Here is a 24,814-nt window from a genome sequence, read left to right as displayed (position 1 = left end):
AGTCCTTTCGTAGGCGATTGGGCTCAGACGGCCCGGACTTCGGTGACTTCGGGAACGTAATGCTTGAGCAACTGCTCGATGCCGTTCTTGAGCGTCGCGGTCGAGCTGGGGCAGCCGGCGCAGGCGCCCTGCATCTGGAGGTAGACCTTGCCCTGGTCGAAGCCGCGATAGACGATGTCGCCGCCGTCATTGGCGACGGCGGGGCGCACGCGCGTCTCGATCAGGTCCTTGATCTGCTCGATGATCTCGGCGTCTTCGGGGTTGTCGCCGAAGTCGGCGCTCTCGGCGGGGACGCTGAAGCCGGCCGAGGCCGTGCGGAACAGCGGCATGTTCGCAGCGAAATGGTCAAGCAGGATGCCGAGCACGTCGGGCTTGGCGTCGCGCCAGTCCGATCCCGGCGCGATCGTCACCGAGATGAAGTCGCGGCCGAAGAAGACGCCGGTCACGTCACCCAGAGTGAACAGCGCCTCGGCGAGCGGCGAGGCTTCGGCCTCCTCCGGGCTCGCAAAGTCGCGCGTGCCCACTTCCATCACCGGGCGGCCCGGGAGGAATTTGAGCGTCGCCGGATTGGGCGTGGCTTCGGTCTCGATCAGCATGGTGGCCATTTGGGCGCTCGGCGGTCACGGATCAAGCTGGAACGGGGAAACGAAGGGTTTCCCCGGTTGCGGCTTATGGCTTGTCTTCGTGCGTGGTCGCGTCAGTCACGCTCTGGTCGTGGCCGCTCTTGTCGCTGAAGAAGGCGGCGGCGAACAGGCCGCAGCCGAGCAGGGTCGAGATGAACACGCCGCCCACCGTCGCTGCGATCGCCGAGGGATAAAGCGCATCGTAGAGCGAGAGATACCAGAGCGCGCCCGCGACCATCAGCACGCCGGCAAGCGCGATCCAGACGAGCATCCGGCGAAATTCGGCCCAGGCCTTGGCGTGTTCGGTAGCCATGTCGGCAACTCCTTTTCGCGGGCGCATGTGGGCGCGGGGCCGGGGCACTTCAATTGGTCGAATTGACCACCCTGTTCCAGCGGATCAGGTTGGTGCGCGCGTCCTGGACGAAGGCCGAACGGCGGATCCAGGCGAGGAACTTGTCGACGAACCAGCGGCCCGGCTGGCGCAGCGGCCGGCGGAACTGGATGAGCAGCACCACGCGGGTGCCGCTCGTGTCGTTCCACACTTCGTGATCATAGGTATCGTCGAACACCAGAGTCTCGCCCTCGGCCCAGCGGACGACACGGTCGTCGATCCGCATCCGGGCATCGCCGTTGCGCGGGACGATCAGGCCGAGATGGCAGGTGATCAGCCCCTTGGTGACGCCGCGGTGCGCCGGGATATGCGTGCCGGGCGCGAGGATCGAGAAGAAGGCGCTGTTGAGCCCCGGGATCGCCTCGACCAGCGCGGTGGTCACCGGGCAGCGATCAAGATTCTCCTGCACCAGATAGCCATAGCCATAGAGGAAGAAGCTGCGCCATTTGTGCATCGGCGCGATCGCGCGGTGATCGGGGGAGATCATCGAGAGCGACGGCGCGGGATGCTGGTCGAAGGCGGCGGCGATCGCCTCGGCGCGAATCGCCTGCCAATTGGCGCGCAGCGCCTGCGTCCAGGCGAAATCGCGCACGTCGAGCACGGGATCGGTGGAGACGAGAGAGAAGCGTGCGATGAACCTGTCGAACAGCCCGCGCAGATGCTTGCCATGCTTGATCAGGAAAGGGCGGTCACGCTCGGCGCGCAGCGGCGCATCGGGCATCGTCGCGCCCGACATCACCGTCAGATCGGGAATCATTTCCCGGGCTTGCGTGGGTTGGACTTCGCCCGCGTCCCGCCACATTGCGCTGCCCCCAGCGCTCGGCTCGACCTTCACTGCAAACTACCTTGCTTGTTACACCACCTGTTCGACGGCGAGTCTGTGCCCGCACCCCCTTCGACTAGCCGGGGGATTGGTCGAAAACATGGCCCCGGCGCGGCGCACAAGGGCCGCTTCATGACAGGCCGCCGTACATGTGGCGGAAAGGTTCGCGCTGGCATGCCCGGCGCTTCGCCCTTAGATGGACCGCTATGCACCCCTTCCAGCGCGCACCGCTCGCCCTTCTCGCCTTCGTCCTAGTTTCGCCGGTCCTGCCGGCCCAGGCGCAGACCAACACCAATCCGCCGGGCGTGACCGACACGCAGACCACCGGCCGGCCCGTGCAGACCGCCAAGGACCCGTGGCTCTACGAGAAGAGCGATCTCGTCCATGACGATGCCTGGAAATTCGGGCGGCTTCCCAATGGGCTGCGCTACGCCGTCCGCAAGAACGGCGTGCCGCCGGGCCAGGTCTCGGTACGCGTGCGCATGGATGTCGGCTCGCTGATGGAGCAGGACAGCGAGCGGGGCTTCGCGCATTTGCTCGAGCACCTGTCGTTCCGCGGCTCGGTCCACGTGCCCGACGGCGAATCGAAGCGCATCTGGCAGCGCCTTGGCGTGACTTTCGGTTCCGACTCGAACGCGAGTACGACCTTCACCGCGACGACCTACAAGCTCGACCTGCCGACGGCGACGCCGGCAGGGCTCGACGAGAGCTTCAAGATCCTGGCGGGCATGATGTCCGGCCCCGAGATCACCCAGAAGATCCTCGATTCCGAACGGCCGGTGGTGCTCGCCGAGCAGCGCGAGCAGCCCGGGCCGCAGGTGCGGCTGCAGGACGCGATGCTCGACCTGATGTTCGCCGGCCAGCTCGTTGCCACGCGCGAGCCGATCGGCACGGTCGAGACGCTGACCGGCGGCACGCCCGCGACGGTGCAGGCCTTCCATGACCGCTGGTACCGCCCCGAGCGCGCCACCGTCATCGCGGTCGGCGACGTCGATCCGGCGCTGCTCGAGCAGCTGATCATCAAGCATTTCTCCGACTGGAAGGGCACCGGCCCCGCGGTGCCGAGCCCCGATTTCGGCAAGCCCGTTGAGGGCAAGCCGGTGTCGGCCAGCATCGTCGAGCCGGCGCTGCCGGTGCTCACCACCATGGCGATCGTCCGTCCCTGGACGGTCGATGGCGACACGGTGATCTTCAACCAGAAGCGGATGATCGACCTGGTTGCGATCCGCATCATCAACCGCCGGCTGGAAACCCGGGCGCGCACGGGCGGCACGTTTATCGCCGCCGGCGCCGACCTGAGCGACATCGCGCGCTCGGCCAACATCACCACCGTACAGGTGCTCCCGGTCGGCGACGATTGGGAAGCCGCGCTGCGCGACGTGCGCGCAGTAATCGCCGATGCGCAGGCGACGCCGCCGACCCAGGCCGAGATCGACCGCGAAGTCGCCGAGATCGAAGCGGCGATGAAGCAGCGGATCAACACCGCGCCGGTCGAGGCTGGGGCCAAGCTCGCCGACGACCTCGCCGAAGCCGTCGACATCAACGAGACGGTGACCACGCCCGAATTCTCCTACGCGATCTTCAAGGGCGCGGTGGACGGCAAGATGTTCACCCCCGCGACGGTGCTCGCCTCGTCGAAGACGGTGTTCCAGGGCACCGCGACGCGCGCGATGGTCAACCTCCACACCCCCGATCCGGCGATCACCGCAAAGGTGGCCTCCGCGCTCGAGGCCAATGTCGCGGCCAACGCCAAGCGCAAGCTGGTCGGCAATGTCAGCTTCGACGCGCTGCCCAAGCTCGGCGTGCCGGGGAAGGTCGCGACCCGCGAGGGCGTGCTGCCGGGCACCGGGATCGAGAAGCTGGTCTTCGCCAATGGCGTGACGCTGCTGCTCCGCCAGGACCCGTCGGAAACCGGCAAGGTCTATGTCAATGTCCGCTTCGGCAACGGCCTTTCGGGCATGTCGAACAAGGCACTCACGCCGGCCTGGGCCGGCGAAGGCGCGCTGATGGCGAGCGGCGTCGGCAAATATGGCCAGGAGGAGCTCGACGCGCTCACCGGTCGCCGCCAGATCGGCGCCGATTTCGACGTGGACGACGATGCCTTCACGCTGAAGGCGCAGACCACCAAGGACGATCTGCTCGACCAGCTCAAGCTGCTCGCGGGCAAGCTGGCTGCGCCGGGCTGGGATCCCAATCCGGTGACGCGCGCCAAGGTGGCGACGCTTTCGGGCTATGCCGGGCTCTCGGCCTCGCCCGACGCAGTGCTCAACCGCGATCTCGAGCGGCTGCTCCACAATGGCGATCCGCGCTGGGGCATCCCGAGCCAGGCGACGATCCAGGCAACCACGCCAGCGAGCTTCCGCAAGTTCTGGGAGCCGCTGCTGGCGACCGGGCCGATCGAAGTCGAAGTGTTCGGCGACATGGATGCCGAGGCGACAGTGAAGGCCGTGGCCGCCACCTTCGGTGCGCTCAAGCCGCGGACGGCAAGCAAGGCGCCGCTGGCGCCGGTGACCTTCCCCGCGCATGTCGACAAGCCGGTGACGCTCACCCACAAGGGCCAGCCCAACCAGGCCGCGGCCGTGGTCGCCTGGCCGACCGGCGGGGGCACCGCCGATGGCGGGATCACCGAGAGCCGCAAGCTGGAAGTGCTGGCGGCGGTGTTCCGCGACCGGCTGCTCGACCAGCTGCGCAGCCAGGCCGGCGCGAGCTATTCGCCCCAGGTCGCGAGCCAGTGGCCGCTCGGCCTGCCGACGGGGGGCAAGATCCTCGCGCTCGGCATGGTCCCGCCCGACAAGGTCGACTTCTTCTTCACGCTGGTGCGCGGCATCGCCGCCGACCTGGTGGCGAAGCCGATCGACGCCGACGAGCTCAACCGCGCAATCACCCCGCTCAAGCAGCAGATCCTGCGCATGTCGTCGGGCAACATGTTCTGGATGCGGCTCGTCGAGGGCGGCACCTATGATCAGGCACGCATCGACTCGGTCGAGACGCTGGCCAGGGACTATTCGCTGGTGACGCCGACCGACGTGCAGAGCCTGGCGATGAAGTATCTGCGCCCGGACAAGGACTGGTCGCTCCAGGTGGTGCCGGAGAAGAAGTGAGGCCTGGGCTTTGAGAAAGCAAAAGGGCCGGGGAGCGATCCCCGGCCCTTTTCTTTTCACCGTCATCCCCGCGAAGGCGGGGACCCAGAGTAACAGTGCGACGTCCTTCGCGACTCTGGATCCCCGCCTTCGCGGGGATGACGGGTAAAGGTGCGACGTCAGGTCGCGCTGCCTATTTGTACAACGCGTCCAGCCGCTCGCCATAGACCGCCTTCAGCACATGCCGGCGGATCTTGAGGCTCGGCGTGAGCTGCTCGTTCTCGATGGTGAAGGGCTCGTCGGCGACGATGAACTTGCGCACGCGCTCGATCACCGACAGGTCCTTGTTCACCCGCTCCACTGCGTGCGCGAGCGCCGCCTTGTAATCGGGGTCGTGCGCCAGGTCCTTGAAGTTGCATGGTGTGGCGGTGTGCGCGCACCATTCGGCGGTCCATTCGGGATCGGGGACGAGCACCGCGGACATATAGGGCTTCTTGTCGCCGGCGATCATTGCCTGGACGACCTCGGGCTGCAGCGTGAGCATCCCCTCGACCTTTTGCGGCGCGACATTGTCGCCCTTGTCGTTGACGATGATGTCCTTCTTGCGGTCGGTGATCTGGATGCGGCCCTTGGCGTCGATCAGGCCGATGTCGCCGGTGTGCAGCCAGCCGTCCTTGAGGACGCGCTTGGTCTCTTCTTCATTGCGCCAATAGCCGTGCATGACGAGCTCGCCGCGCACCAGTATCTCGCCATCCTCGGCGATGCGCACCTCGACGCCCTCGAGCGGCGGGCCGACCGTGTCCATCTTGAGCCCCGCCTTGGGCCGGTTGCACGAGATCACCGGCGCGGCTTCGGTCTGGCCATAGCCCTGGAGGAAGGTGATGCCGAGGCTTTGGAAGAAGATGCCGACTTCGGGATTGAGCGGCGCGCCGCCCGAGACCATCGCTTTGATCCGCCCGCCGAACTTCTTCGAGAGCTTGGGCTTGAGCGTCGCGCCGAGCAGCAGGTTCATCGGCAGGTCGCCGATGCCCGAACTGCCCGCTGCCTTGCGGGCGCCGATCGCCACCGCCTTGTCGAGCAGGAAATTGGCGAAATTGCCCTGTTTCTCGACCTGCTTGACGATGCGCGTGCGCAGCACTTCGAACAGGCGGGGGACGACGACCATCAGCGTCGGGCGGACTTCCTCGATGTTCGAGGCGAGCTTCTCCAGCCCTTCGGAATAATAGATCTGCGCGCCGAGCCCGATCGGGAAATATTGCCCGCCGGTATGCTCATAGGCGTGGCTGAGCGGCAGGAAGGAGAGGAACACTTCGTCCTCCCAGCCGAAATCCTCCGAGATGACGGTGCAGCAGCCCTCGACATTGCACAGGATCGCGCCGTGATGCTGCATCACGCCGCGCGGGGAGCCGCCGGTGCCGCTCGTATAGATGATGCAGGCCAGATCCTCGCGCCGGAAGGTGCAGGAAACGCCGCGCGGATCGGTGTCGTGCTTGGCGATCAGCGCGTTCCAGTCATGGAATTCCAGGCTGCCCTGCTGGGCGACGCGGACTTCATCGATGCCGATGATCATCCGCGCGGTGGAAGCGCGGATCGCGGCGGGGAGCAAAGTCTTGGCCAGCTTGGTGTTCGAGACGATGATCGCGCAGGCGCCCGAATTCTCGATGATGTGCTGGTGATCGCGCTCGGTATTGGTGGTGTAGGTCGGCACGGTCACGCAGCCCGCGGCCATGATCGCGAGGTCGCTGATGCAGAATTCGGGGCGGTTCTCGGAGACGAGCATCACCCGGTCGCCGCGCTTCAGCCCGAGCGCGGTGAGCGCGGCGGACAGGCTCGCCACCTGGCGCGCGGCCTCGGCCCAGCTGGTCGGCTGCCACTTGCCGCCTTCCTTGTGCCACAGGAACGGCGCGTCGCCCTTCTCCCTGGCGCGCACGAAGAACATCTGCACGAGATTGTCGAAACGTTCGAGCTTGCGCATTCCCACTCCTAGTTCCGGGCGCTCCTTTGGAGCGTCCCGCTTATTCCGACGGCCGGTTCGGCTGCGCGCCCACGCGCTGAATAACGGTCGTACGCCCCTGTTGGTCCATTACCACGCCTTCGCTGCGCGGATCGGCGCCGCCGGTCCAGACGCCCTTGACCCGCTCGACGGCGTTCATCTTCAAACCGAGCGGCGCGGACTGGACCTTTTCGCCCAGTCCCTGCAGCGCCGGGATCATCGCATCGAGCTGCGTGCCCTTCTCGGCCACGGCCATCTGGCTGGGCGCGTAGAGCAGGCCGAGCGCGATGGCGTCCTGCGCCGAAAGCTTCCAGTCGATCACGCCGACGATCGCCTTCGAGACCTGGGCGATGATCGTCGAGCCGCCGGCGGCGCCGATCGCGAGGCGGACCTTGCCGTCCGGACCATAGACGATCGTCGGCGCCATCGAGCTGCGCGGGCGCTTGCCGCCCTCGACACGGTTGGCGGCGAGATAGCCCCCATTTTCGGGCACGATGTCGAAATCGGTGAGCTCGTTGTTGAGCATCGTGCCGTCCACCGACAGCCCCGAGCCGAACGGACTCTCGATCGTGGTGGTGACCTGGGCGATGTTGCCGGCGGTGTCGACCACCGAGAGCGAGGTGGTGCCATGGACTTCCTGGCTCTGCGACTTGACCCGCTTGGGCGCACCGGGAGGCAGGCCGGCCTCGATCTTCGGCATCGAGCTGTCGGGATGGATCAGCGCGGAGCGGCTGGCGAGATAGTTGCGGTCGAGCAGGCCCGCGATCGGCACCTGCACATAGTCCGGATCGCCGACATAAAGGTCACGATCGGCATAAGCGAGGCGCGAGCTCTCGGCGAAGAGGTGCCAGGCGACGGGATTGTCCTTGCCGAGCTTGGCCATGTCGAAGCGCTCGAGCTGCGCGAGGATCATCAGCACGGTGACGCCGCCCGAGGAGGGTGGGCCCATCGAGCAGATCTTGTAGCCGCGATATTTGCCGCACAGCACCGGGCGGTCCTTGGCGGCATAGGAGGCGAGGTCGCCCGTCGTCATCTTCGAGGGGTTGCGCGCGGCGTTGTTGACGGTCTGCACGAGCTTCTCGGCCTGCGGGCCGACATAGAAGCTGTCGGGGCCGAACCTGGCGACGCGCTCGAGCAAGGCGGCCTGGGCCGGGTTGGTCACGTGTGCGCCCGCGGCGAGCGGAGTGCCGTCGGCGCTATAATAGATCGCCTTCACGCCGGCATCGACATGCGGGGCATAGCTGCGCAGCGCATTGGCGAGGCGCGGCGAGACGGTGAAGCCGTCGCGGGCGAGCTTGATCGCGGGTGCGAACAGCCTGGCCCAGGGCAGCTTGCCGCCACGGCTATGCGCGAGCGCCATCGCGCGCAGCGTGCCGGGCACGCCGACGCTGCGGCCGCCGGGCACCGCGGCGCGGTGGTCGAGCGGCTGGCCGTCGGCGTAGAACCAGTGATCGGTCGCGGCCATCGGTGCGGCCTCGCGGCCATCGACGGTGCGGATCTTGTTGGTCTTGGTGTCGTACTGGAGGAAGAAGGCGCCGCCGCCGATGCCGGCGCTCTGCGGCTCGACCACGTTGAGCGCGAGCATCGTCGCGATCGCGGCATCGGTGGCGCTGCCGCCTTCGCGCAGGATTTCGGTGCCCGCAGCAGCGGCACGCGGGTCCGCGGCGCTCACCACCCCCTGTGCGAATGCCGTGACCGGCGTGAACAGGAACGCGAACAGCAGGATCAGCTTCTTCATGTGCCAAGCCGTAGCGGCAGGCGCGCCGGTCAACAAGCGCGGCGGATTTGGCGAGGCCATGCCGCGGCCGCATGGGCGGGGAGTCTCAGGCCAGCGCCTTCGCGATCGCGCGGGGCAGGCCGGGGCCCTTGTAGACCAGGGCAGAATAGACCTGGACCAAAGTCGCGCCGGCATCGACGCGGCGCCTTGCCTCGTCCGGGCTGTCGATCCCGCCTGCCGAGATCAGCGGCAGCGCGCCGGCGGCGATCTCGACCGCCTCGACCAGCTTGCTCCGCGCCAGTTCGGTGAGTGGCTTGCCCGAAAGCCCGCCGGCCTCACCGGCATGGGCGGAGCGGAGCGGCGGGCGCGAGATGGTGGTGTTCGAGACGATCAGTGCGTCGATCCTGTTGTCGAGCGCCGCCCGGATCGCGCCTTCGAGGCCGGCGCGGTCGAGATCGGGGGCGACCTTCAGGAAGATCGGCGTCTTGCCGCGCGCGGCGTGGCTGGCGGCGAGCAGCTCGTTGAGCGCGGGGCGCGACTGGAGATCGCGAAGGCCCGGCGTGTTGGGCGAGCTGACGTTGATCGTGATGTAATCGGCATGCGCTGCCGCCTTGGCCACGCCGGTCGCATAATCCGCCACGCGGTCGTCGCTGTCCTTGTTGGCGCCGACATTGATGCCGAGCATGCCCTTTTGCGGACCCAGCCTGGCGATGCGCGCGAGCGCGGCGTCGATCCCGCCATTGTTGAAGCCCATGCGGTTGATCACCGCTTCGTCCTCGACCAGCCGGAACAGCCGTGGCTTGGGGTTGCCCGGCTGCGGGCGCGGGGTGAGCGTGCCGACCTCGACCGCGCCGAAACCGAGCGCGAACAGGCCCGGAATCGCCTCGGCGTCCTTGTCGAGCCCGGCGGCCAGCCCGATTCGGTTCGGGAAGGTCAAACCTCCCAATTGGACGGGTGATTCAACCATTTCGGATCTAAAAGCGGTGCCGAGCGAGCCCCAGAGCGCGAGCGCACGGATCGCGGCGCGGTGCGCTCTTTCGGCGTCGAGGGCGAAGAGCGCGGAGCGGAAGCTATAGGCCATGGGCATGGCCTTCGCATCGGATTTTCCCTCCGTAAAGATGCGTATGTCGATTCCTTCCAATACGCTTGGCAGGCCCCCGGCTAGACGAGAACTGCGACCCGAGGGGTTTCCGCTCAATGGGGGAACCCTTTCCTTTTGGCCCGGTCCAGCTTCGGCTGGCCGGGCCACTTTTCTATTTGGCGACTATCCGGTACATTTGCGCCAAGAAAAGAGAATCCGAGGAGGGGAAATACTCGGATCGAGCAGGGTAAACATGCGGGGCGCACCCAGGATGACGACGGCCCAGCCGGCCGCAGAAAATGACCGCGATCCGCGGCCGCAGATCGAATTCCGCAAGGCGGAAGGCGCGCTGCTCCCGCACGTCGAATCCTATTATCTCTATCGCCACGACGCGGACGATATCGAGGGTGTCGAGCGCGTCGACCTCGGCCAGCTCCGCTTCGTGATCCGCGGCGAGGGCGAAGTGACCTTCCCCGACGGCCGCACCGAGCCGACCAAGAAGGTGATGATCAACGGCCCCGGCACCGCCGCGGCCCAATATCGCTTCCGCGGACCCTTCCACTGCTTCGGCGTGTCGCTGCGCGCGATCGGCTGGAAGGCGCTGATCGGCATCCCCGCCTACAAGGTCACCGATCACCTGATCGACGGCGAGAAGCTGTTCTGCGAGCAGGCGCCGATGCTGTGGCAGCGCCTCCACAAGATGGACACGCTCGACGAGATGGTCGACGCGATCGAGCCGCTGCTCAAGCTGCGCCAGTATGAAGTGAAGCCGGTGCCCAAGGCGCACCTCGTCTTCCTGCGTGCCGTCCGCGAATGGGCGGCGACCAAGGACCCGACGATCGATGATCTCTATGTGCGGATCCGCCAGAGCTCGAACATCGGCGAGCGCCAGGTGCAGCGGCTGTGCAAGGATTACTTCGCCGGGTCGCCTGCGCATCTGAAGCGCAAGTTCCGCGCGATCGGTGCGGCGATGCGCCTCTATCAGGGCGCGTCGGTGGACGAGGTGGTCGAGCCGTTCTCCGACCAGTCGCACATGATCAACGAAGTGCGGCACTTCACCGGGCACACCCCGACGTCGCTGCGCGCGGGCATCGATCCGGTGCTGGCGGTGACGCTCGACAACGAAACCTTCCACTTCCTGCCCGATGTGATCCCCGAATCGGTTGACCTTCGCCGCCGCTGAGCCCATTTGCCCAATCGGAACGAATTTGTCCGATTGGTCCGAAGGGCCAGCGAAGGAACTGCGTGAAGCTATCGAGCCTTGCCGATTATGCAGTCGTGATGATGTCCGCGGCGGCGCGCCATTGCGGCGCGACGTGCCGGCTCAACGCGACCACGCTTGCCGAGGAGACCGGGCTGCCGCTGCCCACCGTGCAGAAGCTGGTCAGCAGGCTGTCGAGCGCCGGGCTGCTGGAAAGCGCGCGCGGCACCGGCGGCGGCTTCCGGCTGGCGCGTCCGGCCGCGGCGATCAGCCTCGCCGACATCGTCGAGGCAGTCGAGGGGCCGATCGCGCTCACTGCGTGCGTCGATGGCGGCAAGCATGATTGCTGCGTCGAGGAGACCTGCCGGGTAAAACCGCACTGGAATGTCGTCAACGGCGCAGTAAAGGGCGCGCTCGCGAGCGTGAGCCTTGCCAGTTTGAGCGCAAATGTGAGTGAGATTGCCTGATGGCCACCAAGAACGCCGAGGCGCTCGCAGCCGCCAACAAGAAATATGAATGGGGCTTTGCCTCGAACGTCGAGCAGGAGTTCGCGCCCAAGGGGCTGAACGAGGACACGGTCCGCTACATCTCGGCCAAGAAGGGCGAGCCCGAGTGGATGCTCGACTGGCGGCTGAAGGCGTTCCGCATCTGGCAGGAAATGACGCTGCCCGAGTGGGCCAAGCTGCAGATCCCGCACATCGATTATCAGGACGCGTATTATTACGCGGAGCCCAAGCAGAAGAAGACGATCAACAGCCTCGACGATCTCGATCCCGAGATCCGGCGGACCTATGAGAAGCTCGGCATCCCGATCGAGGAGCAGAAAGTGCTCGCCGGCGTCGAGGGCGCGCGCAAGATCGCGGTCGACGCGGTGTTCGACAGCGTCTCGGTCGCGACCACCTTCCGCAAGGAGCTTGAGGAAGCCGGCGTGATCTTCCGCTCGATCAGCGAGGCGATCCGCGAATATCCCGAGCTGGTGAAGAAGTGGCTCGGCAAGGTGGTGCCGGTGCGCGACAATTTCTTCTCGGCGCTGAACGCGGCGGTCTTCTCCGACGGCACTTTCGTCTACATTCCCGAGGGCGTGCGCTGCCCGATGGAGCTGAGCACCTATTTCCGGATCAATGCCGAGAATACCGGCCAGTTCGAGCGCACGCTGATCGTCGCCGACAAGGGCGCCTATGTCTCGTATCTCGAGGGCTGCACCGCGCCGATGCGCGACGAGAACCAGCTCCACGCCGCTGTGGTCGAGCTGGTCGCATTGGACGATGCCGAGATCAAATATTCGACCGTGCAGAACTGGTATCCGGGCGACGAGAATGGCGTCGGCGGCATCTTCAACTTCGTCACCAAGCGCGCCCTATGCGAGGGGCGGAACTCGAAGGTGAGCTGGACGCAGGTCGAGACCGGCAGCGCGATCACCTGGAAGTATCCGAGCTGCGTGCTCAAGGGCGACGGCTCGGTCGGCGAATTCTATTCGGTGGCGGTCACCAATGGCCGCCAGCAGGCCGATACCGGCACCAAGATGCTGCACATCGGCAAGAACACGCGCTCGACGATCGTGTCGAAGGGCATCAGCGCCGGGCGCAGCGACAACACCTATCGCGGCAAGGTGCTGGTCAATGCAGGCGCCGAGAATGTCCGCAACTTCACCCAGTGCGACAGCCTGCTGCTCGGCGACCAGTGCGGCGCGCATACCGTGCCATACATCGAGGTGAAGAACCCGACCGCGCAGATCGAGCATGAGGCGACCACCTCGAAGATCAGCGAGGACCAGATGTTCTACGCGATGCAGCGCGGGCTCGACCAGGAAGCCGCGGTGGCGCTGATCGTCAACGGCTTCGCCAAGGAAGTGCTGCAGCAGCTGCCGATGGAGTTTGCCGTCGAGGCGCAGAAGCTGCTGGGGATCTCGCTGGAGGGGTCGGTCGGATGATGCTGTTTGCGATCGCACTGGCGAGCGGTGGCGTTGCGGTGTCGAACAAGACGCATCTGCCGATCGTATCCAGCCAAACCAGCTGCATCGCTGCCAGGTTGGGCGCCGTGGCGGCCGACATGGTCGCGCGCAAATCGGCGCTCGACGCTGCGATCCAGGCGTGCCGCGCGCTCAGCGAGGCGAGCTATGCCGAGGGTAATCTCAGGATGAACGGCCAGCCCTTTCCGAAGAGCTGGTGGAAGCAGGTTCAGCCGTTGCTCGACGCCGAACAGGCAGACGCGACTTCGATAGTGCTCGCGGCACCGGCCGGGACTGCATTCAAGGCGATGTGGGAGCTGCCGGACGGCAAGCTGGTTGAAGTCGGAGCCCAGTTCGTACCCGGCACCATCCGCGTGCGGATCATTGCTGCCTGATCCGATGCTGCTGCTCGCCGCCCTTCTCTTCGCCCAGGACGTCCCCGCGACGCAGGCCGTCGCCACGCCCGTTGAAGACGACGCGCAGATCGTCGTGCGCGCCAGCTTCGGGCGGACCACGATGCTGTTCGACAAGGGCGCGGACGGCAAGCTGCGCAACTGCCGGGTGATGATCTCAAGCGGCAGCCAGCGACGCGACACCACGGCCTGCCAGGCGACGCCGGTCTGCTATGCCAAGACCGCCGATGAAGTGACCGATTGCGCCGAGATGACCGTGCTCGATCAGGCCGCGGCGATCGGCGCGCCGTCACCGCTCGCGCCGGCCGCGGGCAAGCCGGGAATTTTCGAGATCCCCAAGCTGGTCCAGCCCAAGCCGGTGCTCTCCGCCACTACGATCGGCCCCAATGAAAATACCGAGGAAAGCCGCGAGACCGAGCGCCAGCGCGTCAAGAAGATCGCGCCGCCGGTGAACCCCGCTTCGGACGGCCCGGTGGTGCGCTTCACCACGGGCAATGAACCGAAACGCGATGACACAGACAAGGGCCCCAATTTCGGGCCCAAGGAATGAACGACCATATGTTGAAGATCACCGACCTCCGCGCCGAAATCGACGGCAAGGAAATCCTCAAGGGCCTGAGCCTCACCGTCAATGCGGGCGAGATCCACGCGATCATGGGGCCGAACGGCGCCGGCAAGTCGACGCTCGGCTATGTGCTGGGCGGGCGCCCGGGCTATGAAGCGACCAGCGGCAGCGTCAGCTTCGACGGACAGGAACTGCTCGAGCTGGCGCCCTATGAGCGTGCCGCGGCGGGCCTGTTCCTCGGCTTCCAGTACCCGGTCGAGATCCCCGGCATCTCCAACCTGCATTTCGTGCGCGAGGCGCTCAACAGCCAGCGCCGGTCGCGTGGCGAGGCGCCGCTGTCGGGCGGCGAGTTCCTGAAGCTCGCGCGGGCCCAGGCCGAGGCGCTTGGCATGGATGTCGAGATGCTCAAGCGGCCGGTGAATGTCGGCTTTTCAGGCGGCGAGAAGAAGCGCAACGAGATGGTCCAGATGGGCATCATCGCCCCGAAGCTGGCGATCCTCGACGAGACGGATTCGGGCCTCGACATCGACGCGCTCAAGGCGGTGGGCGAGGGGATCAACCGGATCATGCGCGCGCCCGACAAGGCGGTGCTGCTGATCACCCATTATCAGCGGCTGCTCGACTATGTGCAGCCCGACTTCGTCCATGTCCTTGCCGACGGCCGCATCGTCCGCTCGGGCGGGCCTGAACTGGCGCTCGAGCTGGAGCGTGAAGGCTATGGAGCGGTGGCGGCGTGATCCTGCCTTTGCTCCTCATGCTCCAGACCGCGCCGGCCGCGCCGGACGACGCGGAGATCGTCGTGGTCGGGCGCAAGCTCGCCGCGATCACGGTGAGCGTCGGCCGTGACGCGAAGGGCAAGCTCGGCTGCTCGCTCAGCGCATCGAGCGGCCATGCCCGGCTCGACGAGCAGCTCTGCCGCACCGCCTCCGCCTGTGTCCGTAAGGGTGCCGGCGACGTGAAGGCCTGCGTCGACCAGCGCAAGCCGGCGCTGCTCGAGGATTTCCGCCGCTCCTATCGGGGAGGCGCGCGATGAGCCTGCTCGAACTCCCCACGCCGCGCCAGGAAGAATGGCGCTGGTCCGATATGGGCGCGCTCAAGACCGCTGCCGGGACCCCGCAGCGCGACAGCCACATCGACCCCGCCAGCCTGTTCCTCGATATCGAGGGACCGCGGCTGCTGTTCGTCGACGGGCGCTTCGAGCCCGCGCACAGCAAGCCCGGCCCGGTGCAGGTGACGCAGCAGCTCGCCACCACCGATCACCCGCTCGGCAGCCTCACCGATGGCGAGGGCTGGTCGCTGCATCTGGGCAAGGAGCACGCCGCGACGTCGATCCAGATCGTCCATCTCGGCACCGGCGGCGAGAGTCATGTGCCGGCGCGGATGATGCTCGCCGAGGACGCGGTGGCGAGCGTGGTCGAGACCTATGCCGGGATCGGCTGGGCTAACCGGCTGACGACGTTGTGCCTCGAGCGCGGGGCGCGGCTGATGCGCTCGGTGCGCCTGCTCCAGAGCGAGGGCTTTGTTTCGCTGCGCGAGGAAGCCGAAGTCGGCGAGGCGGCGAGCCTGGTCTCGGTATTCCTCGGTGCCGGCGGCATGGGCAGCCGGATCGACGGTTCGCTGCTGGTAAGCGGCAAGGGCGGGTTCGCCGAGATGGGCGGCGCGCTGCTGACCTCGGGCAGCCAGCGCCAGGAAGCCGCGGTCGCGGTGCGGCACGAGAATATCGAGGGCACCTCGCGGCAATTGTGGCGTGCGGTGGCGGCGGACAAGTCGGTGGCGAGCCTGGCGGCACGCGTCGAAGTGGCGCGCGGCGCGCAGCAGACCGATGGCGAGCAGTCGCTGCGTGGCCTGCTGCTCCAGCGCTCGGCGACGGTGAATTTGAAGCCTGAGCTCGAGATCTTCGCCGATGATGTGAAGTGCGCGCACGGCGCTACCGTGGGCGAGCTCGACAAGATGGCATTGTTCTACCTGCAGAGCCGCGGCATCGATGAGAGCCGCGCCAAGGCGCTGCTCACCCGCGCTTTTGTCGCCGACGCACTCGCACGGATCGGCGAGGACGCGGTGCGTGAAGCGTTCGCGGTGGATGCGGAAACCTGGCTGGACACGGCGCTATGACCGTCACCTTCGACACGCGTCCGCTCGACCTGCTTGCCGATTTCCCGGCGATCCGGGCGGACTGGCATTATCTCGACACCGCGGCGACTTCGCAGAAGCCGCAGCCGGTGCTCGACGCGATCAACCGCGCCTATGGCGAGACCTACGCCACCGTGCATCGCGGCGTGTACCAGCGCTCGGCGGACATGACGCTCGCCTATGAGGCGGCGCGCAAGCGGGTGGCGGCGTTCCTCGGCGGCAAGGAAGCGGAAGTCGTCTTCGTCCGCGGCGCGACCGAGGGGATCAACCTGGTCGCGCAATGCTGGGCCGGCACCCAGCTCAAGGCCGGCGACCGCATCCTGCTTTCCACGCTCGAGCATCATTCCAACATCGTGCCCTGGCAGATGGTCGCCGAGCGGGTGGGCGCCGAGATCGACGTGGTGCCGCTCACCGCCGACCAGCGCATCGACCTCGACGCGATGGAAGCAATGTTGACCGAGCGCCACAAGCTGGTCGCGCTCGCGCATGTCTCGAATGTGCTCGGCTCGGTGCTCGACGCGAAGCGCGCCACCGAACTGGCGCACAAGGTCGGCGCGAAAGTGCTGCTCGACGGCTGCCAGGCAGTGCCGCGCATGGCCGTGAACGTCGCCGAGATCGGCTGCGACTTCTATGTGATGTCGGGCCACAAGCTCTACGGGCCGACCGGCATCGGCGTGCTCTGGGGCCGCTACGAATTGCTCGACGCGATGCCGCCCTATCAGGGTGGCGGCTCGATGATCGACCGGGTGACCTTTGCGAAGACCACCTATGCACCGCCCCCCGGAAGGTTCGAGGCGGGGACGCCGCATATCGTCGGCGTGGTCGGGCTGCATGCGGCGATCGACTACGTGGATGCCATCGGGCTCGAGCGCATCCACGCGCATGAGACCGCGCTGGTCCGCCAGGCGCGCGAGGCGCTGTCGCAGCTCAACTCGGTGCGGCTGTTCGGCCCCGAGGACAGCGCCGGCATCGTCAGTTTCGCAGTCGAGGGGGTGCACCCGCACGACGTCGCCACCATATTGGATGAAGGCAATGTCGCGATCCGCGCCGGGCATCACTGCGCCCAGCCGCTGATGGACGCGCTGGGCGTGCCGGCAACGGCGCGGGCCAGCTTCGGGGTTTACAATGGCGCGGACGATATCGCCGCGCTGGTCAAGGGTATCGAGCGCGTGACGAGGATTTTCGGGTGAACGAGGAACGCAAGATCGAAGTCGAGGAAGTGGAGGCCGTGGCGGCCCCGCCCAAGGCGCGTGTCGAGGATGTGGGCGAGGAAGTCGCCGAGATCTTCGAGCGCAAGCGCGACTATCTTGCCGGCTTCCTCTCGCAAAAGCCGCAATCGCTGTCGGGCACCGAGCCGGGCGGCGAGCTCTATGAGGCGGTGATCACTGCGCTCAAGGAAATCTACGACCCCGAGATCCCGGTGAACATCTATGATCTCGGGCTGATCTACGGCGTCGACATCACCGCCGACGGCCATGCCGCGGTGCAGATGACACTGACCACGCCGCATTGCCCGGTGGCGGAATCGATGCCCGGCGAAGTCGAGCTGCGCGTCGGCTCGGTGCCGGGGATCGGCCATGCCGAAGTCAATCTCGTCTGGGATCCGCCATGGGATCCGCAGAAGATGAGCGACGAGGCCAAGCTCGAACTGGGGATGCTGTGATGAACGCCACGACCCGCATTCGTCCCGCCGCGCTCAACCTGACGCCCGCCGCCGAGCAGCGCATCGCCGATCTGATGGCCAAGGCGCCGGCGGACGCCGTGGGCGTCAAGCTCTCGACTCCGCGCCGCGGCTGTTCGGGGCTGGCCTATTCGGTCGATTACGTCACCGAGGCCAAGCCGTTCGACGAGAAGATCGAGACGCCCGGCGGGACCTTCTATGTCGATGGCAGCTCGATCCTCTATCTGATCGGCTCGACGATGGACTGGGTGGAAGACGACTTCACCGCCGGCTTCACCTTCCAGAACCCGAATGCCAAGGGCAGCTGCGGCTGCGGCGAGAGCTTTACGGTCTGATGCGGTCGGCATAGGGACGACCGACAACGCAGTCGGAGCTCCCCTTATGCCGATCCCCACGCCCTGGCACGCCGATCCCGCCCGCTATGACGGGCGCATGCCCTATCGCCGCTGCGGCCGCTCGGGGCTCGATTTGCCGGCAATCAGCCTTGGCCTCTGGCAGAATTTCGGCGGCGAGGACGTGTTCGAGACTGGCCGCGCGATGCTCCGCCGGGCGTTCGACCGCGGCGTCACCCATTTCGACCTCGCGAACAATTACGGCCCGCCCTATGGCTCGGCCGAGGAGAATTTCGGCCGCGTGATGGCGGCCGACTTAGCATCGCATCGCGACGAACTGGTGATCTCGACCAAGGCGGGCTGGGATATGTGGCCCGGGCCGTACGGCGATGTCGGCGGATCGAAGAAGTATCTGATCGCCTCATGCGACCAGAGCCTCAAGCGGATGGGGCTCGACTATGTCGACATCTTCTATTCGCACCGCGTCGATCCCAAGACCCCGCTCGAGGAGACGATGGGCGCGCTCGCGCAGCTCCACCGCCAGGGCAAGGCGCTCTATGTCGGCATCTCCAGCTATTCGCCCGAGCTGACCCGTCAGGCCGCCGCGATCCTTGCCGAGCACAAGGTGCCGCTGCTGATCCACCAGCCGAGCTATTCGATGCTCAATCGCTGGGTGGAAGGCGAGCTGCTCGACACGCTGGGCGAGCTCGGCACCGGCTGCATCGCCTTCTCGCCGCTGGCGCAGGGGATGCTGACCAACAAATATCTGAGCGGCGTGCCCGAGGATGCGCGCGCGGCCAAGGGCGGCTCGCTCAACCAGCGCCTGCTCTCGGACGACAATATCGCCCGCATCCGCGCGCTCCACGCGATGGCCGAGAAGCGTGGGCAGACGCTGGCGCAGATGGCGATCGCTTGGGTGCTGCGCGACAGCCGCGTCACCTCGGCGCTGATCGGCGCGCGGACGGTGGCGCAGCTCGACAACTCTTTGGACGCCGTCAACAATCTCGATTTCAGCGCCGAAGAGCTGGCCGAGATCGACCGGCATGCAACCGACGGCGCGCTCGATCTTTGGAAGGTCTCATCGAGCATCGAGGAACTACCCGGACAATGAGTGTCGCCTTCCGTCGCGAGAGTGACGAGGAACATAAGGAACCCAAGTTCGAGCTGCCGCTGCCATCGGGACCCAATATGGTCACGGCGCGCGGGCTGGCGCTGATCGAGGCGAAGGAAGCCGAGCTGCAGGCCGCGATTGCGGCGGGTGGCGAGGAAGAGGCGCTCGAAGTGCTCAAGCGCGAGCTGCGCTACTGGAATACGCGGCGCACCACCGCGCAGATCGCGCCTGCGCCCGAAGAGGGCGTGGTCGGCATCGGCTCGCGCGTGCGGATCAAGATGAACGGCAAGGCGCGGGTGATCGACCTGGTCGGGCATGACGAGGCCGATCCTTCGGCCGACCGCCTGTCGTTCCAGGCGCCGCTTGCCCATGCGCTGATCGGCGCGGAAGAGGGCGAGAAGGTCGATTTCGGCGGGAAGACCGAGGCGATCGAGATCGTTGCGGTCGAAACGATTCCGGACTGAGCCAAACTCGGCATATGCTGGCGGCATGACTCGCCTGCTCCTCGCCGCCGCGCTGCTCGCCTCCACCTCTGCGCACGCTCAGACCGATGCCGATCGCTGGAAGGCGGAAGCGGCGCGGGTGACGATCACGCGCGACGATTGGGGTGTCGCCCATATCGCCGGCAAGACCGATGCCGATGCGGTGTTCGGGATGATCTATGCCCAGGCCGAGGACGACTTCAACCGGATCGAGACCAACTATCTGGTCAGCCTCGGCCGGCTCGCCGAGGCGGAGGGCGAGGGGGCGATCTGGCAGGATCTGCGCCAGCGGCTGTTCGTCGATCCGGAGGTACTCAAGGCCGATTATGCGAAGAGCCCGGCGTTCCTCCGCAAGCTGATGGACAGCTGGGCAGATGGGCTGAACTATTATCTCGCGACACACTCGGAGGTGAAGCCGCGGGTGATCACGCATTTCGAGCCGTGGATGGCGCTGAGCTTTTCCGAAGGCAGCATCGGCGGCGATATCGAGCGCGTGCCGCTGAGCCAGCTCGAATCATTCTACGGCAAGCAGAAGCTGGCGATGACCGACACCGAGAAGGGCCTGCTCTTCAAGGAACCCAAGGGCTCGAACGGCATGGCGATCGCGCCGAGTCATACCCGCGACGGCCATGCGCTGCTGCTGATCAACCCGCACACCAGCTTCTTCTTCCGCGCCGAGCAGCAGGTGACGAGCGGCGAGGGGCTCAACGCCTATGGCGCCGCGACCTGGGGGCAGTTCTTCATCTACCAGGGGTTCAACGCCAAGGCGGGCTGGATGCACACCTCGAGCGGCGTCGACAATGTCGACGAGTTCGCGGAGACGGTCGATCGCGGGGGCTGGGAGAAGGAACTCTTCTATCGCTATGGCGGGGAGAAGCGGCCGGTTACGGTGAAGCCGATCACGATCTCCTACCGTGCGGCGGATGGCTCCCAGGCCACGCACAGCTTCCGAACATACGCCACCCACCACGGCCCGATCGTGCGCGAGGCGGACGGCAAGTGGATTGCGGCTGCGCTGATGAACAAGCCGGTCGAGGCGCTGCAGCAGAGCTTCCTGCGCACCAAGGCGACCGACTACGCCGGCTTCCTCAAGGTCGCCGAGCTCAAGGCCAACAGCTCGAACAACACGCTGTTCGCAGATTCGAGGGGCGAGATCGCGTTCCTGATGCCGCAGTTCATGCCGGTGCGCGACAATCGCTTCGACTATCGCAAGCCGGTGGACGGCAGCGATCCGGCGACCGACTGGAAGGGCCTGCACAGCCTCGCCAGTCTGCCTCAGGCGGTGAACCCGAAGAACGGCTGGGCCTTCAACTCGAACAATTGGCCCTGGACCGCCGCGGGCGCCGACAGTCCGAAGGCAGCAGACTATCCGCTCTATTTCGACCAGTCCGGCGAGAGCCCGCGTGGCCTCCACGCGCTGCTGGTGCTGAACGCGCGCAAGGACTTCACCCCCGAGACGCTGCGCCAGGCGGCCTATGACAGCTTCCTTCCAGCCTTTGACCGGCTGCTGCCCGGGCTGGTGACTGCGTGGGAGAGGCTGCCCGAAGGCGATGCGAAGGCGAAGCTCGCCGGGCCGGTAGCGCTGTTGAAGGGCTGGGACCGGCGCTGGGCGGCGGACTCGACCGCGACCTCGCTCGCGGTGTTCTGGGGCGAGGCGCTCTGGGTGCCCTCGGCGCAGCCGGCCAAGGATGCGGGGATTTCGGTCTGGGGATATATGGCCGAGCGCGCCACAGATGCGCAGCGCATCGATGCGCTGACGGCGGCGGTCGACCGGCTGACGCAGGACTTCGGCAGCTGGCAGGTGCCTTGGGGCGAGATCAACCGCTTCCAGCGTAATGACGGCGCGATCACCCAGAAATTCGACGATACGAAGCCGAGCATCCCGGTGCCCTTTACCTCGGCGCAATGGGGCTCGCTCGCCTCGTTCGGCGCCAAGCGTTATCCGGGGACGAAGCGCTATTACGGCACCAGCGGCAACAGCTTCGTCGCGACAGTGGAGTTCGGGCCGAAGGTTCGCGCCTGGGCCGTCACCGCCGGCGGCGAGAGCGGGCATCCGGGGGCGAAGCACTTCGCCGATCAGGCCGGGCGCTATGCCGCGGGCGATCTGCGGCCGGTCTATTTCTACCCCGAGGATCTCAAGGGGCATGTCGAGCGGGTGTACAGGCCGGGGGATAGGGCTCTTCTGCTCCCCGGCGAAGGCCGGGGCCCAGTTGCGATGTCGTTCGAGAGGTTCGCGCGACTCACAGGCTGCGCCGAAGCTGGGCCCCGGCCTTCGCCGGGGAGCGGAAACTCTGAACGCTTAGGCTTTAGACCAATAGTCGAACGCCGCGCGCTGGAGCTTGTCGACCAGGGCGCGGGCACTCGGCCCCTCCCACGGCCCGTCATATCCCGCGAGCGACCCGCGCGAGCTCACCCACCAGCCTTGCCCGGGCATGTGATCCGACTCGCGGACGACCAGCACCGCAAGCTCGGGTTGGCCGTCCTGCACGGCTGCATCGTCGATCACGTCGAGCGTCTTGCACAGCGCCCGCATCAAGGGGCGGGTGAAGCTGTGGCCGAGCAGCGCCAGCATCTCCGAATAGCTGACCGCCCGGTGCTCACGCGCAGCATCGATCAACAGCGCGCGGACCTGCGCGACATCGGAGACGGGGATCGGATCGCCGGTCATGGTCGCGGAAACGGCTTGCTGAGGTAACGCGACCCGGCCTCGCCGAACCGCCACGGCGTATCGACGGCCTTGCTGATCCCGATCCGCGGTCCGACCGCGACGGTGCGCGGGCCATCCACCGGGCGCAGCTCGATTGGCGGGGCGTCGAGCGAGAGCCCGTCCAGCGTGCGATCCACCCCGAGCGCCTGGCAAAGCTTGCCGGGCCCCGAGCAGAGCATCCGCGCATCGCCGGTTCCGCGCCGCTGTGCCATCACCGCAAGCCCGTGCCGCGGCTCGATCGCACGGATCAGCACCGCGCTGATCGGGCTGCACACGAAGTTCATGCACCAGTGCAGCCCGTAGATCCGGTAGATATAGGTGTGCCCCGGCGGCCCGAACAGCACGGCATTGCGCTGCGTCGGCCCGCCAAAGCTGTGCGAGGCGGGGTCGTTGACGTCATAGGCCTCGGTCTCGACGATCGGCCCGCCGGCGCCGTCGATCAGCACTTCGACCCCGATCAGGTCCCGCGCCACGGTCACCGCGTCGCGGTCGAAGAAGGCGGGGTCCAGCATTTGCTTGGTGTATCACATCAAGCGCCGGGCCGGCGCAACTCTGCCTCGAGATCTGCCGCCAGCCCGGAGTTCAGGCGGGCGGCCTGCTCCAGGATGCCGTCCAGCCGCCAGAGGTCCAGCGGAGCTGCGGGATCGCTCAGGCCGCGCAAGTGACCGGCGATATAATGGATGCAGTTGTTAATCGCCGCGCGTCTCTCACTGCTGGTGTCGGGGTCGCGCGCCATGATCGTGAAGCCGTGGATAACGCCCGCGAGATAGCGGAGCAGGCCGGGGCGTGATGCCGCTTCGAGCGCGGCACGTAGATCGGGCATTGGTCTCTCCCTGCCTTCAGAACGGCAATTCCTCGCCTAGCCTTTCCTCGAAGTTCGACACCGTCACGCCGACCAGCCTTATCCCCTTGGGCGTCGGCAGCACCGAGCGGATCAGCGACAGGCTCATGTCGCGCAGCGCCTCGCGGCGATCGACCAGCCCGGCGGACAGGCTGCGGCTGCGGGTGATGATCTGGAAGTCGCCGTACTTGATCTTCACCGTCACCGTGCGGCCGAATTCCTGCGCCTTTTCGCACCAGGTCCAGACTTCCTCGGCCATTTCGAGCACGCCGGCCTCGATCTCTGCATCGGCGGTCAGGTCGCTGTCGAACGTGGTCTCGGAGCCCGAGGATTTGCGCACCTGATCCGCCCGCACCGGGCGTTCGTCCTCGCCGCGCGAGATCGCGTAATACCAGTCGGCCGAGCTGCCGAAATGGGCGCGGAGGAACTCGATCGGCTTGGCGCGCAGATCGGCGCCGGTCTCGATGCCCAGCCCTTCCATCTTCCTGGCAGTCACCGGGCCGACGCCGTGGAAGCGCTTGACCGGCAAAGTCTCCACCCAGGCCGCGCCCATCTCGGGCGTCACGGCGAACTGGCCATTGGGCTTGCGCTGGTCCGAGGCGAGCTTGGCGAGGAACTTGTTGTACGAGATGCCCGCCGAAGCGGTGAGCCCGGTTTCCTCGAGGATGCGCGCGCGGATCTCCTTGGCGGTCGCCCAGGCCGTCTCGATCCCGCGCAGGTTCGCCGTGACGTCGAGATAGGCTTCGTCGAGCGAGAGCGGCTGGATGATCGGCGTATAGTCAGCGAAGATCGCGTGGATCTGGCGAGAGACTGCGCGGTAGACGTCGAAGCGCGGTTTGACGAACACCAGCTCGGGGCAGCGCCGCATTGCGGTGACCGAGGGCAGGGCGCTCCGCACGCCGAACACCCGCGCCTCATAGCTCGCCGCCGCCACGACGCCGCGCGCCGCGGCATAGCCGACCGCCACCGGCTTGCCCTTCAGCGCGGGATCGTCGCGCTGCTCCACCGATGCGTAGAAGGCGTCCATGTCGACATGGATGATCTTGCGGACCGGCGGCCCTGCCATGTCAGTCGTCCATCGGCTCCAGCGCGGCGGCGAAGATGCGCGTCAGCCGCGTTTCGAAGCGCGTATTCTCCGCCTCGCTGCACTGGCTCGGATCGATGGCGAGCGTGTTGTGCATGATCCCCATGCCCATCAAGACCGCGAAGGCCATGGCCGCGCGCATGTCGGCATCCTGGCCGCCCAGCGCGCGGGCGACGGGGCCGAGGATGTCCGCATCGATCGTCTCGCGGATGATCTGCCCTGCCTTGGGCGATCCGATCGAGTGGAGCAGGGTCAGGATGCGCTCGATATGGATGTCGCGCTCGTCCTGCGGCACGTCGCCCTTGTCGAGGAAGAGCTGGGCGAAATGCGCGGCGAGATTCTCGCGCGTCGCACCGTCCATGATGTCCTTGTCATCGTCGCGCAGCGTCTCGCGGAACAGCGCTTCCTTGCTGCCGAAATAGCGGCTGACCAGCGCCGGATCGACGCCGGCATCGCCCGCGATCTCGCGCAGGCCGACATTCTCGTAATTCTCGCGCGCGAAATGCCGCCTAGCCGAGGCGAGGATGGCCTGGCGCGTCGCAACGGCATTGCGATGGCGCGACGGAACCGGTGGGATCATGGGCAATTTCCCTAACACGGCGGTGAACATA

General features: G+C 66.7%; 24 protein-coding genes and 2 pseudogenes. 16 read left to right on the top strand and 10 right to left on the bottom strand.

The window, feature by feature from the left end:
- Positions 1-23: 23 nt before the first annotated feature.
- The 3 genes from HZY97_RS08830 to HZY97_RS08820 all read right to left on the bottom strand — a co-directional run bounded on the left by HZY97_RS08830 (position 24) and on the right by HZY97_RS08820 (position 1,771).
- On the bottom strand, positions 24-596 hold the full coding sequence (locus HZY97_RS08830) for a NifU family protein (protein ID WP_180143174.1): 573 nt from the start codon (positions 594-596) through the stop codon (positions 24-26).
- Positions 597-669: 73 nt separating this feature from the next.
- On the bottom strand, positions 670-936 hold the full coding sequence (locus tag HZY97_RS08825) for a hypothetical protein (protein ID WP_257214964.1): 267 nt from the start codon (positions 934-936) through the stop codon (positions 670-672).
- A 49-nt stretch (positions 937-985) separates the two neighbouring features.
- Positions 986-1,771, bottom strand: coding sequence for an aspartyl/asparaginyl beta-hydroxylase domain-containing protein (locus HZY97_RS08820; protein ID WP_180142651.1), 786 nt, complete (start codon positions 1,769-1,771; stop codon positions 986-988).
- Positions 1,772-1,986: 215 nt separating this feature from the next.
- Here HZY97_RS08820 and HZY97_RS21125 point away from each other — a divergent pair.
- Both HZY97_RS21125 and HZY97_RS21120 read left to right on the top strand, forming a co-directional pair.
- Positions 1,987-3,273 (top strand): annotated as a pseudogene (locus tag HZY97_RS21125) (M16 family metallopeptidase); the annotation flags it as partial.
- 522 nt (positions 3,274-3,795) lie between these two features.
- Positions 3,796-4,938 carry a M16 family metallopeptidase gene (locus tag HZY97_RS21120; protein WP_373684333.1) on the top strand — a complete coding sequence of 381 codons (1,143 nt, stop codon included), beginning with the start codon at positions 3,796-3,798 and terminating at the stop codon, positions 4,936-4,938.
- Between the two features lie 172 nt (positions 4,939-5,110).
- Here HZY97_RS21120 and HZY97_RS08810 read toward each other — a convergent pair whose 3' ends face one another.
- The 3 genes from HZY97_RS08810 to HZY97_RS08800 all read right to left on the bottom strand — a co-directional run bounded on the left by HZY97_RS08810 (position 5,111) and on the right by HZY97_RS08800 (position 9,708).
- Positions 5,111-6,892, bottom strand: a complete 1,782-nt coding sequence (locus tag HZY97_RS08810) for a long-chain fatty acid--CoA ligase (protein WP_180142647.1) — start codon at positions 6,890-6,892, stop codon at positions 5,111-5,113.
- 40 nt (positions 6,893-6,932) lie between these two features.
- Complete coding sequence (ggt, locus tag HZY97_RS08805) at positions 6,933-8,648, bottom strand: gamma-glutamyltransferase (RefSeq protein ID WP_180142645.1); 1,716 nt, start codon at positions 8,646-8,648, stop codon at positions 6,933-6,935.
- Between the two features lie 85 nt (positions 8,649-8,733).
- On the bottom strand, positions 8,734-9,708 hold the full coding sequence (locus tag HZY97_RS08800; RefSeq protein WP_180142643.1) for a quinone-dependent dihydroorotate dehydrogenase: 975 nt from the start codon (positions 9,706-9,708) through the stop codon (positions 8,734-8,736).
- A gap of 271 nt (positions 9,709-9,979) precedes the next feature.
- Between HZY97_RS08800 and HZY97_RS08795 the strand changes: the two genes are divergently transcribed.
- The 14 genes and pseudogenes from HZY97_RS08795 to HZY97_RS08730 all read left to right on the top strand — a co-directional run.
- A complete protein-coding gene (locus tag HZY97_RS08795; RefSeq protein WP_180142641.1) occupies positions 9,980-10,891 on the top strand; it encodes a helix-turn-helix domain-containing protein in 912 nt (303 codons plus the stop codon).
- Positions 10,892-10,953: 62 nt separating this feature from the next.
- On the top strand, positions 10,954-11,376 hold the full coding sequence (locus HZY97_RS08790) for an SUF system Fe-S cluster assembly regulator (RefSeq protein ID WP_180142639.1): 423 nt from the start codon (positions 10,954-10,956) through the stop codon (positions 11,374-11,376).
- Positions 11,376-12,839 (top strand): Fe-S cluster assembly protein SufB, encoded by a 1,464-nt coding sequence (sufB, locus tag HZY97_RS08785; RefSeq protein WP_180142637.1) that lies wholly within the window; start codon positions 11,376-11,378, stop codon positions 12,837-12,839. Before HZY97_RS08790 ends, sufB begins: the two co-directional genes overlap by 1 nt.
- Positions 12,836-13,252: a hypothetical protein gene (locus tag HZY97_RS08780; RefSeq protein WP_180142635.1), complete on the top strand. Its 417-nt coding sequence runs from the start codon at positions 12,836-12,838 to the stop codon at positions 13,250-13,252. The genes sufB and HZY97_RS08780 overlap by 4 nt, the downstream gene beginning before the upstream one ends.
- Positions 13,253-13,256: 4 nt before the next feature.
- Positions 13,257-13,820: a hypothetical protein gene (locus HZY97_RS08775; protein ID WP_180142633.1), complete on the top strand. Its 564-nt coding sequence runs from the start codon at positions 13,257-13,259 to the stop codon at positions 13,818-13,820.
- Positions 13,821-13,828: 8 nt separating this feature from the next.
- Entirely contained in the window at positions 13,829-14,572 is a 744-nt protein-coding gene (sufC, locus tag HZY97_RS08770) for a Fe-S cluster assembly ATPase SufC (RefSeq protein WP_180142631.1), read from the top strand.
- Complete coding sequence (locus HZY97_RS08765) at positions 14,569-14,868, top strand: hypothetical protein (protein ID WP_180142629.1); 300 nt, start codon at positions 14,569-14,571, stop codon at positions 14,866-14,868. Before sufC ends, HZY97_RS08765 begins: the two co-directional genes overlap by 4 nt.
- The gene (locus tag HZY97_RS08760; protein ID WP_180142627.1) at positions 14,865-15,947 is read left to right on the top strand and encodes a SufD family Fe-S cluster assembly protein; all 1,083 of its coding nucleotides are present in this window, start codon (positions 14,865-14,867) and stop codon (positions 15,945-15,947) included. The genes HZY97_RS08765 and HZY97_RS08760 overlap by 4 nt, the downstream gene beginning before the upstream one ends.
- On the top strand, positions 15,944-17,155 hold the full coding sequence (locus tag HZY97_RS08755) for a cysteine desulfurase (protein WP_180142625.1): 1,212 nt from the start codon (positions 15,944-15,946) through the stop codon (positions 17,153-17,155). The genes HZY97_RS08760 and HZY97_RS08755 overlap by 4 nt, the downstream gene beginning before the upstream one ends.
- Positions 17,152-17,628 carry an SUF system Fe-S cluster assembly protein gene (locus HZY97_RS08750; protein WP_180142623.1) on the top strand — a complete coding sequence of 159 codons (477 nt, stop codon included), beginning with the start codon at positions 17,152-17,154 and terminating at the stop codon, positions 17,626-17,628. Before HZY97_RS08755 ends, HZY97_RS08750 begins: the two co-directional genes overlap by 4 nt.
- On the top strand, positions 17,628-17,981 hold the full coding sequence (locus tag HZY97_RS08745) for an iron-sulfur cluster assembly accessory protein (RefSeq protein ID WP_180142621.1): 354 nt from the start codon (positions 17,628-17,630) through the stop codon (positions 17,979-17,981). Before HZY97_RS08750 ends, HZY97_RS08745 begins: the two co-directional genes overlap by 1 nt.
- Positions 17,982-18,027: 46 nt before the next feature.
- Positions 18,028-19,089: an L-glyceraldehyde 3-phosphate reductase gene (gene mgrA / locus HZY97_RS08740; protein ID WP_180142619.1), complete on the top strand. Its 1,062-nt coding sequence runs from the start codon at positions 18,028-18,030 to the stop codon at positions 19,087-19,089.
- Positions 19,086-19,553, top strand: coding sequence for a GreA/GreB family elongation factor (locus tag HZY97_RS08735; RefSeq protein ID WP_180142617.1), 468 nt, complete (start codon positions 19,086-19,088; stop codon positions 19,551-19,553). Before mgrA ends, HZY97_RS08735 begins: the two co-directional genes overlap by 4 nt.
- A gap of 25 nt (positions 19,554-19,578) precedes the next feature.
- Positions 19,579-21,744, top strand: a pseudogene (locus HZY97_RS08730) (penicillin acylase family protein); the annotation flags it as partial.
- Positions 21,745-22,235: 491 nt separating this feature from the next.
- Here HZY97_RS08730 and HZY97_RS08725 read toward each other — a convergent pair.
- From HZY97_RS08725 to HZY97_RS08710, 4 genes are read right to left on the bottom strand one after another with little or no spacing between them, the layout of a single operon-like run.
- Positions 22,236-22,790 carry a DNA-3-methyladenine glycosylase gene (locus HZY97_RS08725; RefSeq protein WP_180142615.1) on the bottom strand — a complete coding sequence of 185 codons (555 nt, stop codon included), beginning with the start codon at positions 22,788-22,790 and terminating at the stop codon, positions 22,236-22,238.
- Positions 22,791-22,807: 17 nt separating this feature from the next.
- Positions 22,808-23,101: a hypothetical protein gene (locus tag HZY97_RS08720; protein WP_180142613.1), complete on the bottom strand. Its 294-nt coding sequence runs from the start codon at positions 23,099-23,101 to the stop codon at positions 22,808-22,810.
- A 16-nt stretch (positions 23,102-23,117) separates the two neighbouring features.
- Positions 23,118-24,185, bottom strand: a complete 1,068-nt coding sequence (gene dinB, locus HZY97_RS08715) for a DNA polymerase IV (RefSeq protein ID WP_180142611.1) — start codon at positions 24,183-24,185, stop codon at positions 23,118-23,120.
- A gap of 1 nt (position 24,186) precedes the next feature.
- Positions 24,187-24,783 (bottom strand): TetR/AcrR family transcriptional regulator, encoded by a 597-nt coding sequence (locus HZY97_RS08710; RefSeq protein WP_180142609.1) that lies wholly within the window; start codon positions 24,781-24,783, stop codon positions 24,187-24,189.
- Between the last annotated feature and the right edge of the window lie 31 nt (positions 24,784-24,814).

The organism is Sphingomonas sp. R-74633 (assembly GCF_013416555.1).
In the GTDB taxonomy this organism is placed as follows: domain Bacteria; phylum Pseudomonadota; class Alphaproteobacteria; order Sphingomonadales; family Sphingomonadaceae; genus Sphingomonas.
This window is presented reverse-complemented; position numbering and strand designations above follow the sequence as displayed.